This is a genomic window from Rhizobium redzepovicii (genome assembly GCF_019793435.1).
Classification (GTDB): domain Bacteria; phylum Pseudomonadota; class Alphaproteobacteria; order Rhizobiales; family Rhizobiaceae; genus Rhizobium; species Rhizobium redzepovicii.
Window position 1 is genome coordinate 479,060 of record NZ_JAILYH010000001.1, and the last position, 14,210, is coordinate 493,269.

Sequence of the window (14,210 nt, forward strand, 5' to 3'; positions counted from 1 at the left end):
TTACTGCGGCAAAGGAGAGAGACATGGGGAAAGTGATCGTCGTCACGTCAGGGAAGGGCGGGGTCGGAAAGACGACCTCGACCGCCGCATTGGGAGCGGCGCTGGCGCAACGCAATGAAAAAGTCGTCGTCGTCGATTTCGACGTCGGCTTGCGCAATCTCGACCTGGTCATGGGCGCCGAGCGCCGGGTCGTCTACGACCTGATCAATGTCATCCAGGGCGACGCCAAGCTCACCCAGGCGCTGATCCGCGACAAGCGGCTGGAGACGCTGTTCCTGCTGCCGGCCTCGCAGACGCGCGACAAGGACAATCTCACGGCCGAGGGCGTGGAACGGGTCATCAACGACCTGAAGCGCTATTTCGACTGGATCATCTGCGACAGCCCGGCCGGGATCGAGCGCGGCGCAACGCTTGCCATGCGCCATGCCGATGTTGCCGTCGTCGTCACCAATCCCGAAGTCTCGTCGGTGCGCGATTCCGATCGCATCATCGGCCTGCTCGATGCCAAGACCGCCAAGGCCGAACGCGGCGAGCGGATGGAAAAGCACCTGCTTCTCACCCGTTACGACGCCAACCGCGCCGAGCGCGGCGACATGCTCAAGGTGGATGACGTGCTGGAAATCCTGTCCATCCCGCTGCTCGGCATCGTGCCTGAAAGCATGGACGTCCTGCGCGCCTCCAATATCGGTGCGCCGGTCACGCTGGCAGAAAGCCGCAGCCCGGCTGCGATGGCCTATTTCGATGCCGCCCGCCGGCTCGCCGGCGAATTGGTGCCGATGGCGATCCCTGAGGAAAAGCGCAATATTTTCGGCAAGATCTTCGGACGGAGGGCGGCATGAGTATTTTCCGTCTTTTCAACAAGCAGAGAACCGCACCGGCCGCTCGCGAACGCCTACAGGTGCTTCTTGCCCACGAACGTTCCTCGGCCGGGTCGGACCTGGTCACGCTGCTGCGCGAAGAAATCCTTGCGGTGATCGCCAAGCATGTCGAACTCGATCATGACAAGGTGCAGGTGACGATCGATCGCAACGAATTCGTCTCGACGCTCGAGATCGATGTCGAAATCCCGCTGAACGCAGCCGTGCAGGCCGCTTGAAAGAGGGCGCTGCCTGTTATGACGACAGGCAGCGCTGACAGTCACGACTTTCTGGCTTTCCGATTGGCGTAACGCAGGTCGCGTGCGGCCTTCCGGGCGGCTTCGTCGGCAATGACGCGAGCGATCCGGTCCTTGTCAGCTGCTTCGCGCGCGTCGGCGTCGGCGCGTGCTGCAGCCTCCGCGGCGGCCTGGCGTTCTGCTTCCGCGGCTTTCGCCTGCTCCACTTCCTCACGCTTTACCCGTTCGCGCTCGGCGCGGCGTTCTTCCCTGGCGGCAGCGACGGCCTGACGCTCCGCTTGCTTTGCCAGCCGAGTCGGCTCAGCCTTATCCTTGGCGTCACGATACGCATTGAGGAGAGCGGCCTTTGCTTCGGCAGCGGCGCTGCGACGATCGGAAAGCTCATTGTTTCTGGCGTTTTTCAATTCTGTTACCTGACTGTTTGGCTGCGACGTTAGAGCATGATTGCCGAAAACTGTGCGGCTTTCGCATGACCCTATGCTCTATGTATTCGATTGGGATCCGAATGCTATTATGCCAATCCGGCTTGAAATCATCTAGATCTTGAATCACTTTTTCTTTTTTCGCTTCACGGCTGTGCCGGCGGCCGCCATCAAGCGATCCTGCAATTCCTTGGCCTCACGGGCTTCGCGCAATCTCAAGGTCTTTTCCTCGCGGGCGCGCACGGTCTGATCGATCTCTTCGACCGCGCGGCTGCGCGCCAGGAATTGCGACTGTACGTTTCCAAAGGCGATTTCCGCCCGCTGGCGCGATTTGCTGTGTGTGTCTGTCATATCAGTCCTGGATTTTCGTGACAGCGCCGCCCGTCTCAAGACGTGCAAAGGACGCTGGAACACTTTGACTTGCTGCATAATTCCTTAGATCGATTCCGATTTAAGGAATGGTGCAGTGGCCCGCTCGAGCGCAGCAAAAAGGCCAGGCAATTTGCCTGACCTCGCCGGTATCACGCTTTCAACAGTGCCAGTACATCCGTGGTCAAAGGAAAGCCGATATCAATTTCAGGCAGCTTGAAGATTGCAAGCGGACATTTTGCCCGACTTGTTATCGCGCTCAAGCTCGTAGCCGATCTTCTGGCCTTCGACGATTTCACGCATGCCGGCGCGCTCGACGGCAGAGATGTGAACGAAGGCGTCAGCGCCGCCGTCATCAGGCTGGATGAAGCCGAAGCCCTTGGTGGAATTGAACCATTTAACTGTGCCAGTGGTCATAACAAACCCTTTCATAGCAATTGACAGGCCGCACGTGCGGAATGCACGACGGATGATAATCTCGATTTTGAAGAGGGAAGTTCGTCCAGGGCACGTTGTCGGCGTGCGATAACAAAAGTCAAACAAGCAATATCGACAATGCCGGTATAATCACTCAACCCGAATTTGTCAACTTTCAGTTTTTTGAAACACTATATTCTCTAAAAGGTTGCATCGCCGCCGCTTTACATTGTCGCCGGTGCGTGACGCGTCATCGGCAAGGCCCGGAACGGATCGGCGTCACCAATGCATGCGTTACGAGCGCGGGCGCGTCTTCTGCGGATCATAATGCGACAGCGGCACGATCGTCGCCGGCAGGCGTTTCTGGTGACCGTCGAGCTTGCCGATTTCGACCTCGGTGCCGGGGTTTGCATGCATCACGTCGATGCGGGCGAGCGCGATCGTCTTGCCTAGGATCGGCGAGCGGGTGGCGCTGGTGACGACGCCGATCTGGGCCCGACCGATATGGATGCAATCGCCATGGCCGACGGCCTCGTTGGCCTTAATGTCGAGGCCGACGAGCAGATGGCGCGGATGCTCCTTGCGCCGGATCAGCGCTTCGCGGCCGATGAAATCATCCTGCTTGGATTTCAGCGGCACGGTGAAGCCGATGCCGGCCTCGAACGGGTCCGTCTGGTCGGTGAATTCGTGATGGGCAAAAATCAGGCCCGCCTCGATGCGGACCATGTCGAGCGCCTCCAAGCCCATCGGCTTCAACCCGTGCGGCTGCCCTGCTTCCCAGACGGCGTCGAACACCGTCAGCGCATCCTTCGGATGACAGAAGATTTCGTAGCCGAGCTCGCCGGTATAACCCGTGCGCGAGACGACGACCGGGGCGCCCTCGAAACCGCCGATGCGGCCGACGGTGAAGCGGAACCATTCGAGTTCGCCGATCGTCGGTTGGCGCGGCGCCGTCCAGATCATGTCCTTCAGGATATCGCGGCTCTTCGGGCCCTGCAGGGCGATATTGTGCATCTGATCGGTCGACGAGCGGACCCAGGCCTTGAAGCCCTTTTTCTCGGCCTGCTGACGCAGCCATACGCCGCTGAAATCATCGCCACCGATCCAGCGGAAATTCTTATCGCCGAGCCGGAAAAGCGTGCCGTCATCGATCATGCCGCCGTTTTCATAGCACATGGCGGAATAGACGACCTGGCCGGTCGACAGTTTGCGCACGTCGCGCGTCAGGCAGTACTGCAGGAGCTCCTCTGCATCCGGCCCCGTCACCTCGAACTTCCGCAATGGCGAGAGGTCGATGACGGCGGCGCGCTCACGGCAGGCCCAATACTCCTCGACCGGCCCTTCGGCGGAAAAGCGGTTCGGCAGCCAGTAGCCGCGATATTCGGCATAGTCCCGCGTCAAGGCGGAGAGACGGGGATGGAAGGCGGTTTCGCGCGTCAATTCGGCGTCGGCGTCTGGGGTCATGCGATAGGCCACCGCTCGTGAGAATTTCTCTTTTCCGGAAAAAGTGCGGACGTGGATATCCGTCGGATCCCAGCCGTTCGCCGCGTCGATGTCGTCGGGGCAGGACGAAGAGACGCAGACGAGATCAGTCAGCGCCCGCATCAGCACGTAATCGCCTGGGCGCGACCAGGGCTCGTCGAGGTAGAGCTGGTTGTTGTGGTCGATATTGGTGTTGTAGAAATAATTCAGCGCTTCCCAGCCCTTGCGGCCGGCAATGCCGTAAGGCGCCAGCACCGCGTTGAAATTGTCCGTGCAGTTGACGTGGCCGGGATACCCCATGTCATCGTAATAGCGCGAATTGCAGGCGGTCGCGAAGGCATCGTGGCGCCCGACCGTATCCTGGACGATCTCAACCAGCGGCTCAAAGTCGCGGTCGAAGGCCTTGGAGGGCAGGCCGGGCATCGGATAGCTGCGGCTGAGCAGCGTGCGGGTCACCGTGGAATCCAGCGCGAGATCGAGGCCCTTGTCGACCTTGCGGGCGGCGAAAGCCTGGAAATCGGTGCATTGGCGTCCATAAACATCAATGATCTGGATGAATTCGCCGGCACGCACGAAATAGGCTGCGGCGGTCGCCGCCCGGATGCGGATATCCTCGATGGGGTCGGCGGCCGGTTCCGGCAGGGCGGAGGCATAATCGCGGATCAGCAGGCTGCGCTTGATCCTCACCTCGATCGGCGTCGCCGTATCCTGCGCCTCCGGAGACATCGCACCGGCGGGGGCTGCGACGATCAGCAGTCCCTTCATGGCAACAGTGAAATCCGCCCGGTTGCCCGGGCTCGATCCCGTCCCGAAAATGCTGAGCGCTCCAGCCGCCGCAAGATCGGCGCCGCGCCGCTCAAGCGCTGCGCGCGTGCGGGCGGCACTTTCATCCTCTTCTTGAAGAATGGCCTTTAACCCGTCGGCTGAATTGCTGAATGTTGTTCCGAGGCCTGCCGCCAGGAAACGGCCTTTCTCATCGAGGAAGGAGATCTCGCAAACCTGTCCGCCCTCGCTGTCGATAACGCTGACGCCATCTCCGGACTCGACACGCACGACGACCGATCCGCCGCCCTTTGCTCTGTAGCGTTCCGTCCCCTCCGGCAGGGCAGGGATGCCGGGATAACGCACGAGGCTCGGAGCCGCGGGCCGCAGGCCCGTCATAACAGGATGAAGTTCTCGCATTCTGCCCTCATTGGGGAGGATCGGGATGCCCCTCGGCGCCCACCCATACAGGTTACAAAATGGCGAGGGAAAGTAAAGTCGAGTTGACTAGAAAGAAAATATCTTCACTATGCATAAAGGGTCGAGACTCGGGAATCCGTCGGGACACGGATCGCCAAAATCATCCGGGCGGGCTTGAGACTGTCAGGGAGACACGTTCAGGGAGACGTACAAAGATACGTCCGGGAACAAATCGAATGGGGAATTTCACCGATGACAGACGTTGTGGAGGCCGGGATTCCATCCGGCACCGAAGGTAAGCTTGTACGCGCGCTCGACTGGAAGGGCGCATTCTGGGTGGCGGCGGGCGTGCCACCGCTCGTTCTCTTCTCCATCGGCGGCATTGCAGGCACGACGGGCAAGCTCGCCTTCGTCGTCTGGATCATTTCGATGGTGATGGGTTTCCTGCAATCCTTCACCTACGCCGAAATCGCCGGCATGTTCGCCAACAAATCCGGCGGCGCCTCGGTCTATGGCGCCACCGCATGGCTGCGTTATTCGAAGTTCATCGCGCCGCTGTCGGTCTGGTGCAACTGGTTTGCCTGGTCGCCCGTGCTGTCGCTCGGCTGCGCCATCGCCGCCGGTTATATTCTTAATGCATTCTTCCCGATTCCGGCGGCAGATTCGCAGATGGTCCTCGACTGGATCTCCGCGCATGCCGCGTCCATCACGGCCGATAGCCCCCGCGTCGCCGAATATATTGCTGCCCATGCCGGCACGACGCCCGATGACGCCGTCAAGGCGTTGCTGAGCACCGACGGCGTCGCCGCGCTGACGCCGTGGATCCGCAGCTGGTCGCTCGTCAGCTTCAGCATTCCCTTCCTCGCCACCGCCAACGTCAATGCCACCTTCTTCATCGGCGGCATCCTGATGCTGATCATCTTCGCGATCCAGCATCGCGGCATCTCCGAAACCGCCAGCGTGCAAAAGTGGCTGGCGATCATCGTGCTGGTGCCGCTGCTCATCATCGGCCTTTACCCGATCGTCAGCGGTCATATCCTTGCCGCCAACGTCACCGGCCTCGTGCCGCCGACGGCCGCCTATTCCGGCGCCGACGGCAGCTGGAGCAACGGCGGCTGGACGCTCTTCCTCGGCGGCCTCTATATCGCCGCCTGGTCGACCTACGGCTTCGAGACCGCCGTCTGCTACACCCGCGAACTCAAAAACCCGAAGACCGACACTTTCAAGGCGATCTTCTATTCCGGCCTTGCCTGCTGCCTGTTCTTCTTCCTCGTGCCCTTCGCCTTCCAGGGCGTTCTCGGTCATGCGGGCATGCTCGCGCCCGGCATCGTCGACGGCACCGGCGTTGCCGAAGCGCTCGGCGGCCTGATCGGCGCCGGCCGGGTGATCACCCAGCTGCTCGTCGTGCTGATGATCATGGCGCTCTTCCTCGCCATCATGACGGCGATGGCCGGTTCCTCGCGCACGCTCTACCAGGGCTCGAAGGACGGGTGGCTGCCGAAATATCTCGACCACGTCAACGAAAACGGTGCGCCGACACGGGCGATGTGGACCGATTTCGCCTTCAACCTCTTCCTGCTGGCCATCGCCTCGGATACCGGCGGTTACTTCTTCGTGCTCGCCGTCTCGAATGTCGGCTACATCATCTTCAACTTCCTGAACCTCAATTCCGGCTGGATCCACCGGATGGATTCCGGCCATATCGAACGCCCATGGAAGGCGCCGACCTGGCTGATCGGCCTCAACACCGTGCTTGCCTTCGTCAACGCGCTGTTCCTCGGCGCCGGCGCCAAGGTCTGGGGTTATTCCAACGCACTCTGGGTCGGCTTCATCTTCGCCGCCTTGATCCTGCCGGTCTTCGCCTATCGCCACTATGTGCGCGACGGCGGCAAATTCCCGGCAGGCGCAATGGAGGATCTCGGCCTCGTCGGCCAGGATCTCGGCGTCAAGAAAGCCGGCATGCTGCCCTATCTGGCACTCGCCGGCGGCCTGGCAATCGTCCTGATCGCCAACGTGATCTTCCAGCTTCCGGCCTAAATCGTCTCCCAAGCAGAAAAGCCGCCATGAAAAAACATGGCGGCTTTTTGCGTTGGTGGCTGCAGATCTGAGACAGCTTGTTGCTTATGGACCGAAGCTCAGCGGCCGCCTTCGATTTTGCGATGGCGCTGGTTGATGCCGCCCTTGCCATAGGGATAGTCGAAGGGCCGCGGGGCGCTGACCTCGTTGAGCCTCGTCATGTCATCATCGGAGAGCTTGAGCTTCATGGCGCCGAGATTGTCGGCCAGTTGCTCCGGCGTGCGGGCGCCGAGGATCACCGAGGTGATTGCCGGCTGTGCCGCCGTCCAGGCGAGCGCCACCTGCGCCATGCTGACGCCGTGCGCCTTAGCGATTTCCTCGACAACGGCGATGATCGCCCAGGTTCGTTCCATCGCATTGCGCGGCGCATAGGATTCGCCGCCACGATTGGGATTTTCGCCGAGACGGGTGGCGCCGGTCGGCATCTCGTCGCGCTTGTATTTGCCGGTCAGCCAGCCGCCGCCAAGCGGCGACCAGGGCAACAGCCCCATGCCGGCGTCCTGGCAGGCGGCGACGATTTCAAGCTCGATGTCGCGCACCAGCAGGTTATATTGCGGCTGCAGCGTCACGGGGCGCGTATAACCGCGCGCCTTGGCGATCTCCGAGGCCTTGGCGATATGCCAGCCGACATAGTTGGAAAAGCCGTAATAGCCGATCTTGCCTGAGGAAACCGCATCGTCAAGGAAGCGCAGCGTCTCCTCGATCGGCGTCAGCGCGTCCCAGGCATGCATCTGGTAGAGATCGATCTGCTCGAGGCCGAGGCGGCGCAGAGAATCGTCGAGCGCCTGGCCGAGATGCCGGCGAGACAGGCCGATATCGTTCGGTCCGTCGCCCATCGGAAAGCGGCCCTTAGTGGCGACGAGCGCCTGGCGGGCTTCGGTCGGTCGGGCCTTCAACCAGCGTCCGATGATCTCTTCCGACTTGCCGGCACTATAGACATCGGCGGTATCGATGAAATTGCCGCCCCAGGCGAAATAATCGTCGAGCAGCTTGTGCGAGGACGCTTCGTCGGCCTCCGCGCCGAAGGTCATGGTGCCCAGGCAATAGGCGGTGACGACGGTCCCGCTGGGACCGAGCTTGCGATAATCCATTTCTTCCTCCTCATGCGGATGCCCGCAGCCGACGCGCAAAATCGCCTTGGGTAGAAGCCGGGGCTTCCGCAATCTAATGACAATATCGAGCTTGAGGCGGCCGCGTGCCGCCGGATGACGTCTGGCGCCCTGGGCTCAATCTGGCGCAGGGGCGAGGGCAGCATAACCAATCCCGCCCGTGCCACAAGTGGGAAAAGATATTCCCGCAGGCCGTCGCGGACTGCGGCTTACGCTTTTGTCGAAAACGAACCGGCGATCAAATCGGCTGCGGCAACGCCGGTCTCGTAGGCGCCGTGCGCCGTCGAATAACGCGAACGCGAACAGGCTTCGCCGGCAAAGAAGATCCGTTCATCATGCGGTGCTGCGAGGACCCCGCGCAGATCGGAGGCGCCCGGCTCGGCATAGGAATAGGAGCCGCCGATATGGGGTGCCGCGGCCCAGGCCGAGATCGCCGCGACCGACAATTGCTTGCGGATATCTGCGCCGAATTGTGCCGCCAGTTCATCCCCGGCGAAGGAAAAGGCGGCCTCGCTGCCCTCACGCTCGAGATCATGGGCGAGGTCGCCGGCAAAATAAGCCTCGACGACAGGAGCGCCGAGCGGCCGGAGTTGATAGGTGCCGGTGGCAGCACGGCTGATAGAGCCGAGCATATGGGTATCGGCCGGCAGCGCCTCCGGTGTTGCAAGCCCGAGGAAGAGCTTGTCGGCGAGCCCGAGCGGCAGGCGCGCCGCCGCCTCGATCTTCTCAGGCAAGGGAGGGTCGAAGGCGATCTTGCCGGCGGCAAGGACATTAGTGGAAACAGTCACCAGCACCGCACGGGCGCTGAGCCCACCCTGGCTCGTCTCCATGTCGATACGGTGGGCATGGCGGTGGTCGATGCGCGTGACCTCGACGCCAAGCCTTACCGGCACCGGCCTGCCGTAACGGGAGATCAATGTTCCATAGCCCTCGCGCACCCGCCAATCGGGGCCAGGGCCGGGGTCGTATCTCGTGTAGTCGACGACCGACGAGCGTTCCAGCTCGGCGCCGGTGATATAGGTGCCGATCGCCCGGATCTGGCCGTTCCAGGAATTGCCGGGTTCGAGCATCGCGGCCAGATTTGTGTCATCGCCTTCATGACTGTCGAGCCGGTCGAAATAGGCGCCGATCGCCTGTTGCGCGGCCTGGGTTACCGCATCGTCGCGCTGCAGCCGCCGGCCGCCGTTCCAGGGCGCCGGTGTGCGGTCGACCCTCAATCCGACCTCGTCGGCAATACCGGTCCAGGCATTGGTTCGCGCGCCGTGCAGCCAGCCGCAGCCGAGATCGAGCGCGATGTCGGATGCTCCCGGCAGTCCGACCGACCAGGCCCTGCCGCCGAGACGGTCGCCGGCCTCCAGAAGCAGGATCGACAGATCCGGACGGATCGCCTGCAGACGCCGGGCGGCGGCAACGCCGCCGGCGCCGGCGCCGATGATGACGACGTCCTGTTCGACACTCGTAGCATTGTCACCGGGCATGGCTTTTCCTTTGGCTGCTCGCGCTCAGCTAAGCTTGCATGTCCAGGAAAGGCAAGGGCTGGGGATAGAGCCGCGCGCGATGGATTAAACCGCGTCTGCGTGACATACAGGTTCGATGAGCGTGCAGAGAGATTCGCAACTCGACATGTTTGCCAAGCCGTCGCCGGCAGTCGCCAGGGCGCGCGCTCCCTCGCGCCGGCCGACGTCGCAGCCGGCCGCCAGTTCCGATGAGGACATGGCGCGTACGCTTGAAGAAAGCGGCAACTACCGCGTCCTGCGGAAACTGACAGCCCGGCCGATCGCAACGGTCAGACGGCCGGAATTTTCGCGGCTTGGCGTCATTCTCGATACGGAAACAACAGGTCTCAACCACCGCAACGACGAGATCATCGAAATCGGCGCCGTCGCCTTCACATTCGACGATGACGGCGCGATCGGCGATATCGTCGGCATTTATGGCGGCCTGCAACAGCCGTCGCGGCCGATACCGCCGGAGGTTACCCGGCTGACGGGGATCACCGATGCGATGGTAGAAGGCCAGGTCATCGATATAAGGCCGTTGAGCGCCCTGATCGAGCCGGCCGATCTGATCATCGCCCACAATGCCGGTTTCGACCGGCCGTTCTGCGAGGCCTTCTCAAGGATTTTCGCCGGCAAGGCCTGGGCGTGCTCGGTGTCGGAGATCGACTGGAGCGCCCGCGGCTTCGAAGGCACCAAGCTCGGCTATCTCGTCGGCCAGGCCGGTTATTTTCATGACGGCCATCGCGCGGTGGACGACTGCCACGCGCTGCTGGAAATCCTCGATCGGGAGCAGGGCGACGGTGAAAGCCCGTTCGCCGAGCTTTACCGCGCCAGCCAGCGCTCGCGTATTCGCATCTTCGCCGAACACAGCCCGTTCGAGATGAAGGACCATCTGAAGGCGAGGGGTTATCGCTGGTCGGATGGCAGCGACGGCCGGCTGAAGTCCTGGTGGATCGAAGTCGGCGAAGACGATCTCGACGACGAGCTTTCCTATCTGCGCTCGGAAATTTACCGGTGGAAAGAGGCGGAGCCGCCAGTCGTGCGGCTGACGGCCTTCGACCGCTTCAAACTCTGACCGCGAAGCGGTTCGGACCCTGATCGAAAATACACCCAAATATGCCGACCCATGCAAATGTCGCATAGGTGCAGTGATGCATTGGCGCTGCAACTATCGAAGGGCTCGTACTATATACCTCTCATCGAAGCGAACGAAGCGCCAAGGACTGGCAGCTAGGCTTCGAAAGCCCGCGGAAAGGGGATCATCATGAACGTAGCACGCTCTTTCAATAACTGGCGCAAGTACCGTCAGACGGTCGCTGAACTGGGCCGTATGTCCACGCGCGAACTGGACGACCTCGGCATCGGCCGCGGCGACATCCGCAACGTCGCGCGCGCTGCCATCGCCCGCTAACGGCCTGTAGACTGAGCATTTATTAAGAGTTTGGCCGGCGCCTGCTTTCTTCAGAAGCGGGCGCTTTGCTTTTGTGCTTCAGTCGGGCCTGCACCGCGTGATCAAGCCGCCCGCTTTTCGCATAACGCATAGCTGCCCTGCAAAGAAATGCCTACCAACTAAGCAAGAAATAAGTATGATTATTTCTATCGAAGCGATGCACCTCCTCCCGCATCCCTTCGAGATGCAGGCGCCCCATCCTCCTCCCAGGGTCGTCTGCGGGAACGGCAGCACTCCTCCTCCCAGCTGTCGTTCGGTTTTTTTCGAAAGCCTGCCGCACCTCCTCCCGCGGCAGGCTTTTTCGTTTTTGGTCAATAGCGCCGAAAACCGCGGCTCGCCATCCGTTATCGGGCGATGGTGGCTCTTTCCTGTTTATCCCTGATTTTGCTGGTGATTTCCGAGATCGCCGCCGGTTGTGGCTGCGTGCTGCAGAAACATATTGACTCCGAATTTGTCGTACAACTATGTAACCATTCGGTTCACTTCCGAGCGAAACGGATCGCCGAACGGATCCGGCTTCGCTGGAGCACGACGCTTGACGACAACGCAACTGAAGGAATTTTGACATGCAGATCGACGTGAGGCACGCCTCCCATCCCGAGGCCGTGCGCAATTACGACACCGAGACGCTGCGGCGTCACTTTCTGGTGGAAACCGTCTTTGCGGGCGGCGAGATCCGGCTGACTTATTCCCATTACGACCGCATGGTCATCGGCGGCGCCACACCGCTGGCGGATGGATTGCCGCTGACGGCGCCGACGGCGATCGGCCAGGAAACCTTTCTCGCCGAGCGTGAACTCGGCGCGCTGAACATCGGCGGCGCCGGCCGCATCATCGTCGACGGCACGAGCTACGATCTTGCCAAATATGATTGCCTCTATGCCGGCAAGGGCGCCAAGGACGTGCGGTTCGAGAGCGTGGATGCCGCCAATCCGGCCAAGTTCTATCTGGTCTCGACGCCGGCTCATCAGACACATCCGACGGTATTGCTCACCCGCGAAAAGGCCCGCCACCTGACACCCGGCGACGCCGCGACGGCCAACAAGCGGTCGATCTACCAGTTCATCCATCCCGAGGTTTGCCAGTCCTGCCAGCTCACCCTCGGCTTCACCATGATCGAAGCCGGAAGCGTCTGGAACACCATGCCGGCCCATACGCATGACCGCCGCATGGAAGCCTATCTCTATTTCGATCTGGAAGCCGAGCAGCGCGTTTTCCATTTCATGGGCGAGCCGCAGCAGACCCGGCATATGCTGGTCGCCAACGAGCAGGCGGTCATCTCGCCGCCCTGGTCGATCCATTCCGGCGCCGGCACCAAGAATTACAGCTTCATCTGGGCAATGGCAGGCGACAATAAGAGCTTCACCGACATGGATCACATCGCCATTGCGGATCTGAGGTGAGCGCCGTGGCAAATCCCTTCGACCTCACAGGCAGGACTGCCGTCGTCACCGGCGCCAATACCGGCATCGGCCAGGCCATCGCGGCAGCGTTTGCCGAGGCCGGCGCCTCGATCGTCGCGGTCGGGCGATCCTCGATGGAGGAAACCGAGGCGCTGGTGAAGCAGGCGGGAAGCCGCTTTCATGTCGTCAAGGCCGATCTCGGCACCATCGAACCGGTCAAGGGTATCGTCGCCGAGGCCATCCAGACCTTCGGCGGCCTCGACATCCTCGTCAACAATGCCGGGATCATCCGACGCGCCGATGCGCTCGACTTCACCGAGGAAGACTGGGACGCGGTAATCGACGTCAACCTGAAGACGGCCTTCTTCCTATCGCAGGCGGCCGGCCTCCACATGGTCGAGAAGGGCAGGGGCAAGATCATCAATATCGCCTCGCTGCTCTCCTTCCAGGGCGGCATCCGCATCCCGTCCTATACCGCCTCGAAAAGCGGCCTTGCCGGCCTGACCAAGCTGCTTGCCTGCGAATGGGCCGGCAAGGGCGTCAACGTCAACGCCATCGCGCCCGGTTATTTCGTCACCAACAACACCACGGCGCTACGCGAGGATGCCGACCGCAACGCCGCGATTCTTTCGCGCATTCCGGCCGGGCGCTGGGGAACGCCTGCCGAACTTGGAGGGGCCGCCGTGTTCCTGGCATCCTCGGCCTCCGATTATGTGCATGGAACGGTGCTGCCCGTCGATGGCGGCTGGCTGGCGCGGTGATCTGTCCCAGAACGATGACTGCATAATTCAAAGTACTAAGCGCCGCGCGCCTGAAGAGACGCGCGGCGCTGTCGCATAGAGCTGCCGTTATCGAGGTCGTTTTGCCTTTCCTGCCGGCATGCGTTAGCAAAAGGACATGAGGCCAGCGCAGCCGCATCGAGGGCAGGATTCGACACAAATGACGGACAGGGACAACGCGGTCTTCAACACCATTCGCCAGCCGTCGAACCTGCGCAGCGGCCTTGCCGATACGTTGATGGCGCAGATCGAGTCCGGCGATCTGAAGCCCGGCCAGCGCCTGCCGACCGAACAGGCGATCATGCGGACGACCGGCGTGAGCCGGACGATCGTCCGCGAGGCGCTCGCTACGCTGCGCGCCAAGGGCCTGATCACCACGCGGCAGGGGCTTGGAGCTTTCGTTTCGAACGATCCCAATCCGCGATCCTTCTCGATCATTCCCAACGACCTGCAGTCGATCGACGAGATATTGCGGGTGCTGGAACTGCGCATGGGGGTCGAATACGAAGCCGCCGGTCTTGCCGCGCTGCGGCGCACGCCCGAGGATCTCGACCGCATGCAGGATCGGCTCGATGCGCTCGACAAGGCGCTGGAGGAGGGCGGATACGGCGCGCAGGAGGATTACGCCTTCCACCGGTCGATCCTGGTCGCGACGCAGAACTCCTATTACGGCCGCCTCTTCGATACATTCGGCGACCTCATGGTGCCGCGGCAATGGGCGCGCCTGGACAAGATGAAGGCGGCCGAGCGCAAGCGCCATGCGGCCCGCATGCGCCGGGAGCACCATGCGATATTCGCGGCGATCCGCGACGGCGAGGAAGCCGCCGCCCGCCGCGCTATTCGAACTCACCTGTCGAAGAGCGCCGCCCGCTTCGAAGAACTGCGCGACGCCAGCACTTCCTCTTGAA

The 14,210-nt window shown here is 62.0% G+C and carries 14 protein-coding genes; 8 read left to right on the plus strand and 6 right to left on the minus strand.

The genetic code is table 11. The features are described 5' to 3' along the window. The first annotated feature begins 23 nt into the window (after nucleotides 1-23). Nucleotides 24-839 (plus strand): septum site-determining protein MinD, encoded by an 816-nt coding sequence (minD, locus tag K6N12_RS02230; RefSeq protein WP_003594851.1) that lies wholly within the window; start codon nucleotides 24-26, stop codon nucleotides 837-839. Then, complete coding sequence (gene minE, locus K6N12_RS02235) at nucleotides 836-1,096, plus strand: cell division topological specificity factor MinE (protein WP_097629714.1); 261 nt, start codon at nucleotides 836-838, stop codon at nucleotides 1,094-1,096. The genes minD and minE overlap by 4 nt, the downstream gene beginning before the upstream one ends. A gap of 41 nt (nucleotides 1,097-1,137) precedes the next feature. Here minE and K6N12_RS02240 read toward each other — a convergent pair whose 3' ends face one another. From K6N12_RS02240 to K6N12_RS02255, 4 genes are all read right to left on the minus strand, one after another. Beyond that, the gene (locus K6N12_RS02240; protein WP_183778273.1) at nucleotides 1,138-1,518 is read right to left on the minus strand and encodes a DUF6481 family protein; all 381 of its coding nucleotides are present in this window, start codon (nucleotides 1,516-1,518) and stop codon (nucleotides 1,138-1,140) included. Nucleotides 1,519-1,662: 144 nt separating this feature from the next. After that, the gene (locus K6N12_RS02245) at nucleotides 1,663-1,887 is read right to left on the minus strand and encodes a hypothetical protein (RefSeq protein WP_097629716.1); all 225 of its coding nucleotides are present in this window, start codon (nucleotides 1,885-1,887) and stop codon (nucleotides 1,663-1,665) included. A gap of 225 nt (nucleotides 1,888-2,112) precedes the next feature. Continuing rightward, the gene (locus K6N12_RS02250; protein ID WP_003548109.1) at nucleotides 2,113-2,322 is read right to left on the minus strand and encodes a cold-shock protein; all 210 of its coding nucleotides are present in this window, start codon (nucleotides 2,320-2,322) and stop codon (nucleotides 2,113-2,115) included. Nucleotides 2,323-2,616: 294 nt separating this feature from the next. Continuing rightward, complete coding sequence (locus K6N12_RS02255) at nucleotides 2,617-4,986, minus strand: trimethylamine N-oxide demethylase (protein WP_183778271.1); 2,370 nt, start codon at nucleotides 4,984-4,986, stop codon at nucleotides 2,617-2,619. A gap of 252 nt (nucleotides 4,987-5,238) precedes the next feature. Here K6N12_RS02255 and K6N12_RS02260 point away from each other — a divergent pair, with 252 nt between their 5' ends. Further along, nucleotides 5,239-7,023, plus strand: coding sequence for a trimethylamine N-oxide permease (locus tag K6N12_RS02260; RefSeq protein WP_097629719.1), 1,785 nt, complete (start codon nucleotides 5,239-5,241; stop codon nucleotides 7,021-7,023). A 98-nt stretch (nucleotides 7,024-7,121) separates the two neighbouring features. On the opposite strand, the gene K6N12_RS02265 is transcribed toward K6N12_RS02260, so the two are convergent. Both K6N12_RS02265 and K6N12_RS02270 read right to left on the minus strand, forming a co-directional pair. Next, nucleotides 7,122-8,153: an aldo/keto reductase gene (locus K6N12_RS02265; protein ID WP_097629720.1), complete on the minus strand. Its 1,032-nt coding sequence runs from the start codon at nucleotides 8,151-8,153 to the stop codon at nucleotides 7,122-7,124. 227 nt (nucleotides 8,154-8,380) lie between these two features. Then, the gene (locus K6N12_RS02270) at nucleotides 8,381-9,649 is read right to left on the minus strand and encodes a flavin monoamine oxidase family protein (RefSeq protein WP_222148657.1); all 1,269 of its coding nucleotides are present in this window, start codon (nucleotides 9,647-9,649) and stop codon (nucleotides 8,381-8,383) included. 115 nt (nucleotides 9,650-9,764) lie between these two features. On the opposite strand from K6N12_RS02270, the gene K6N12_RS02275 reads away from it, so the two are divergent. The 5 genes from K6N12_RS02275 to K6N12_RS02295 all read left to right on the plus strand — a co-directional run bounded on the left by K6N12_RS02275 (nucleotide 9,765) and on the right by K6N12_RS02295 (nucleotide 14,209). Beyond that, nucleotides 9,765-10,745 carry a 3'-5' exonuclease gene (locus K6N12_RS02275; RefSeq protein ID WP_131710790.1) on the plus strand — a complete coding sequence of 327 codons (981 nt, stop codon included), beginning with the start codon at nucleotides 9,765-9,767 and terminating at the stop codon, nucleotides 10,743-10,745. Nucleotides 10,746-10,934: 189 nt separating this feature from the next. Beyond that, the gene (locus K6N12_RS02280) at nucleotides 10,935-11,081 is read left to right on the plus strand and encodes a DUF1127 domain-containing protein (protein WP_011428254.1); all 147 of its coding nucleotides are present in this window, start codon (nucleotides 10,935-10,937) and stop codon (nucleotides 11,079-11,081) included. Nucleotides 11,082-11,686: 605 nt separating this feature from the next. Continuing rightward, complete coding sequence (gene kduI / locus K6N12_RS02285) at nucleotides 11,687-12,523, plus strand: 5-dehydro-4-deoxy-D-glucuronate isomerase (protein ID WP_097629723.1); 837 nt, start codon at nucleotides 11,687-11,689, stop codon at nucleotides 12,521-12,523. Next, a complete protein-coding gene (gene kduD / locus K6N12_RS02290) occupies nucleotides 12,520-13,284 on the plus strand; it encodes a 2-dehydro-3-deoxy-D-gluconate 5-dehydrogenase KduD (RefSeq protein WP_343228856.1) in 765 nt (254 codons plus the stop codon). The genes kduI and kduD overlap by 4 nt, the downstream gene beginning before the upstream one ends. Before the next feature lie 178 nt (nucleotides 13,285-13,462). Beyond that, nucleotides 13,463-14,209 carry a FadR/GntR family transcriptional regulator gene (locus K6N12_RS02295; RefSeq protein ID WP_183778267.1) on the plus strand — a complete coding sequence of 249 codons (747 nt, stop codon included), beginning with the start codon at nucleotides 13,463-13,465 and terminating at the stop codon, nucleotides 14,207-14,209. Nucleotide 14,210: the final 1 nt, after the last annotated feature.

Excerpts from the sequence above, each read along its gene's own strand:
- minD (WP_003594851.1), top strand. The coding sequence starts at position 24 with ATGGGGAAAGTGATCGTCGTCACGTCAGGGAAGGGCGGGGTCGGAAAG.
- minE (WP_097629714.1), top strand. The coding sequence starts at position 836 with ATGAGTATTTTCCGTCTTTTCAACAAGCAGAGAACCGCACCGGCCGCT.
- K6N12_RS02245 (WP_097629716.1), bottom strand. The coding sequence starts at position 1,887 with ATGACAGACACACACAGCAAATCGCGCCAGCGGGCGGAAATCGCCTTT.
- K6N12_RS02250 (WP_003548109.1), bottom strand. The coding sequence starts at position 2,322 with ATGACCACTGGCACAGTTAAATGGTTCAATTCCACCAAGGGCTTCGGC.
- K6N12_RS02255 (WP_183778271.1), bottom strand. The coding sequence starts at position 4,986 with ATGCGAGAACTTCATCCTGTTATGACGGGCCTGCGGCCCGCGGCTCCG.
- K6N12_RS02260 (WP_097629719.1), top strand. The coding sequence starts at position 5,239 with ATGACAGACGTTGTGGAGGCCGGGATTCCATCCGGCACCGAAGGTAAG.
- K6N12_RS02265 (WP_097629720.1), bottom strand. The coding sequence starts at position 8,153 with ATGGATTATCGCAAGCTCGGTCCCAGCGGGACCGTCGTCACCGCCTAT.
- K6N12_RS02270 (WP_222148657.1), bottom strand. The coding sequence starts at position 9,649 with ATGCCCGGTGACAATGCTACGAGTGTCGAACAGGACGTCGTCATCATC.
- K6N12_RS02275 (WP_131710790.1), top strand. The coding sequence starts at position 9,765 with ATGAGCGTGCAGAGAGATTCGCAACTCGACATGTTTGCCAAGCCGTCG.
- K6N12_RS02280 (WP_011428254.1), top strand. The coding sequence starts at position 10,935 with ATGAACGTAGCACGCTCTTTCAATAACTGGCGCAAGTACCGTCAGACG.
- kduI (WP_097629723.1), top strand. The coding sequence starts at position 11,687 with ATGCAGATCGACGTGAGGCACGCCTCCCATCCCGAGGCCGTGCGCAAT.
- K6N12_RS02295 (WP_183778267.1), top strand. The coding sequence starts at position 13,463 with ATGACGGACAGGGACAACGCGGTCTTCAACACCATTCGCCAGCCGTCG.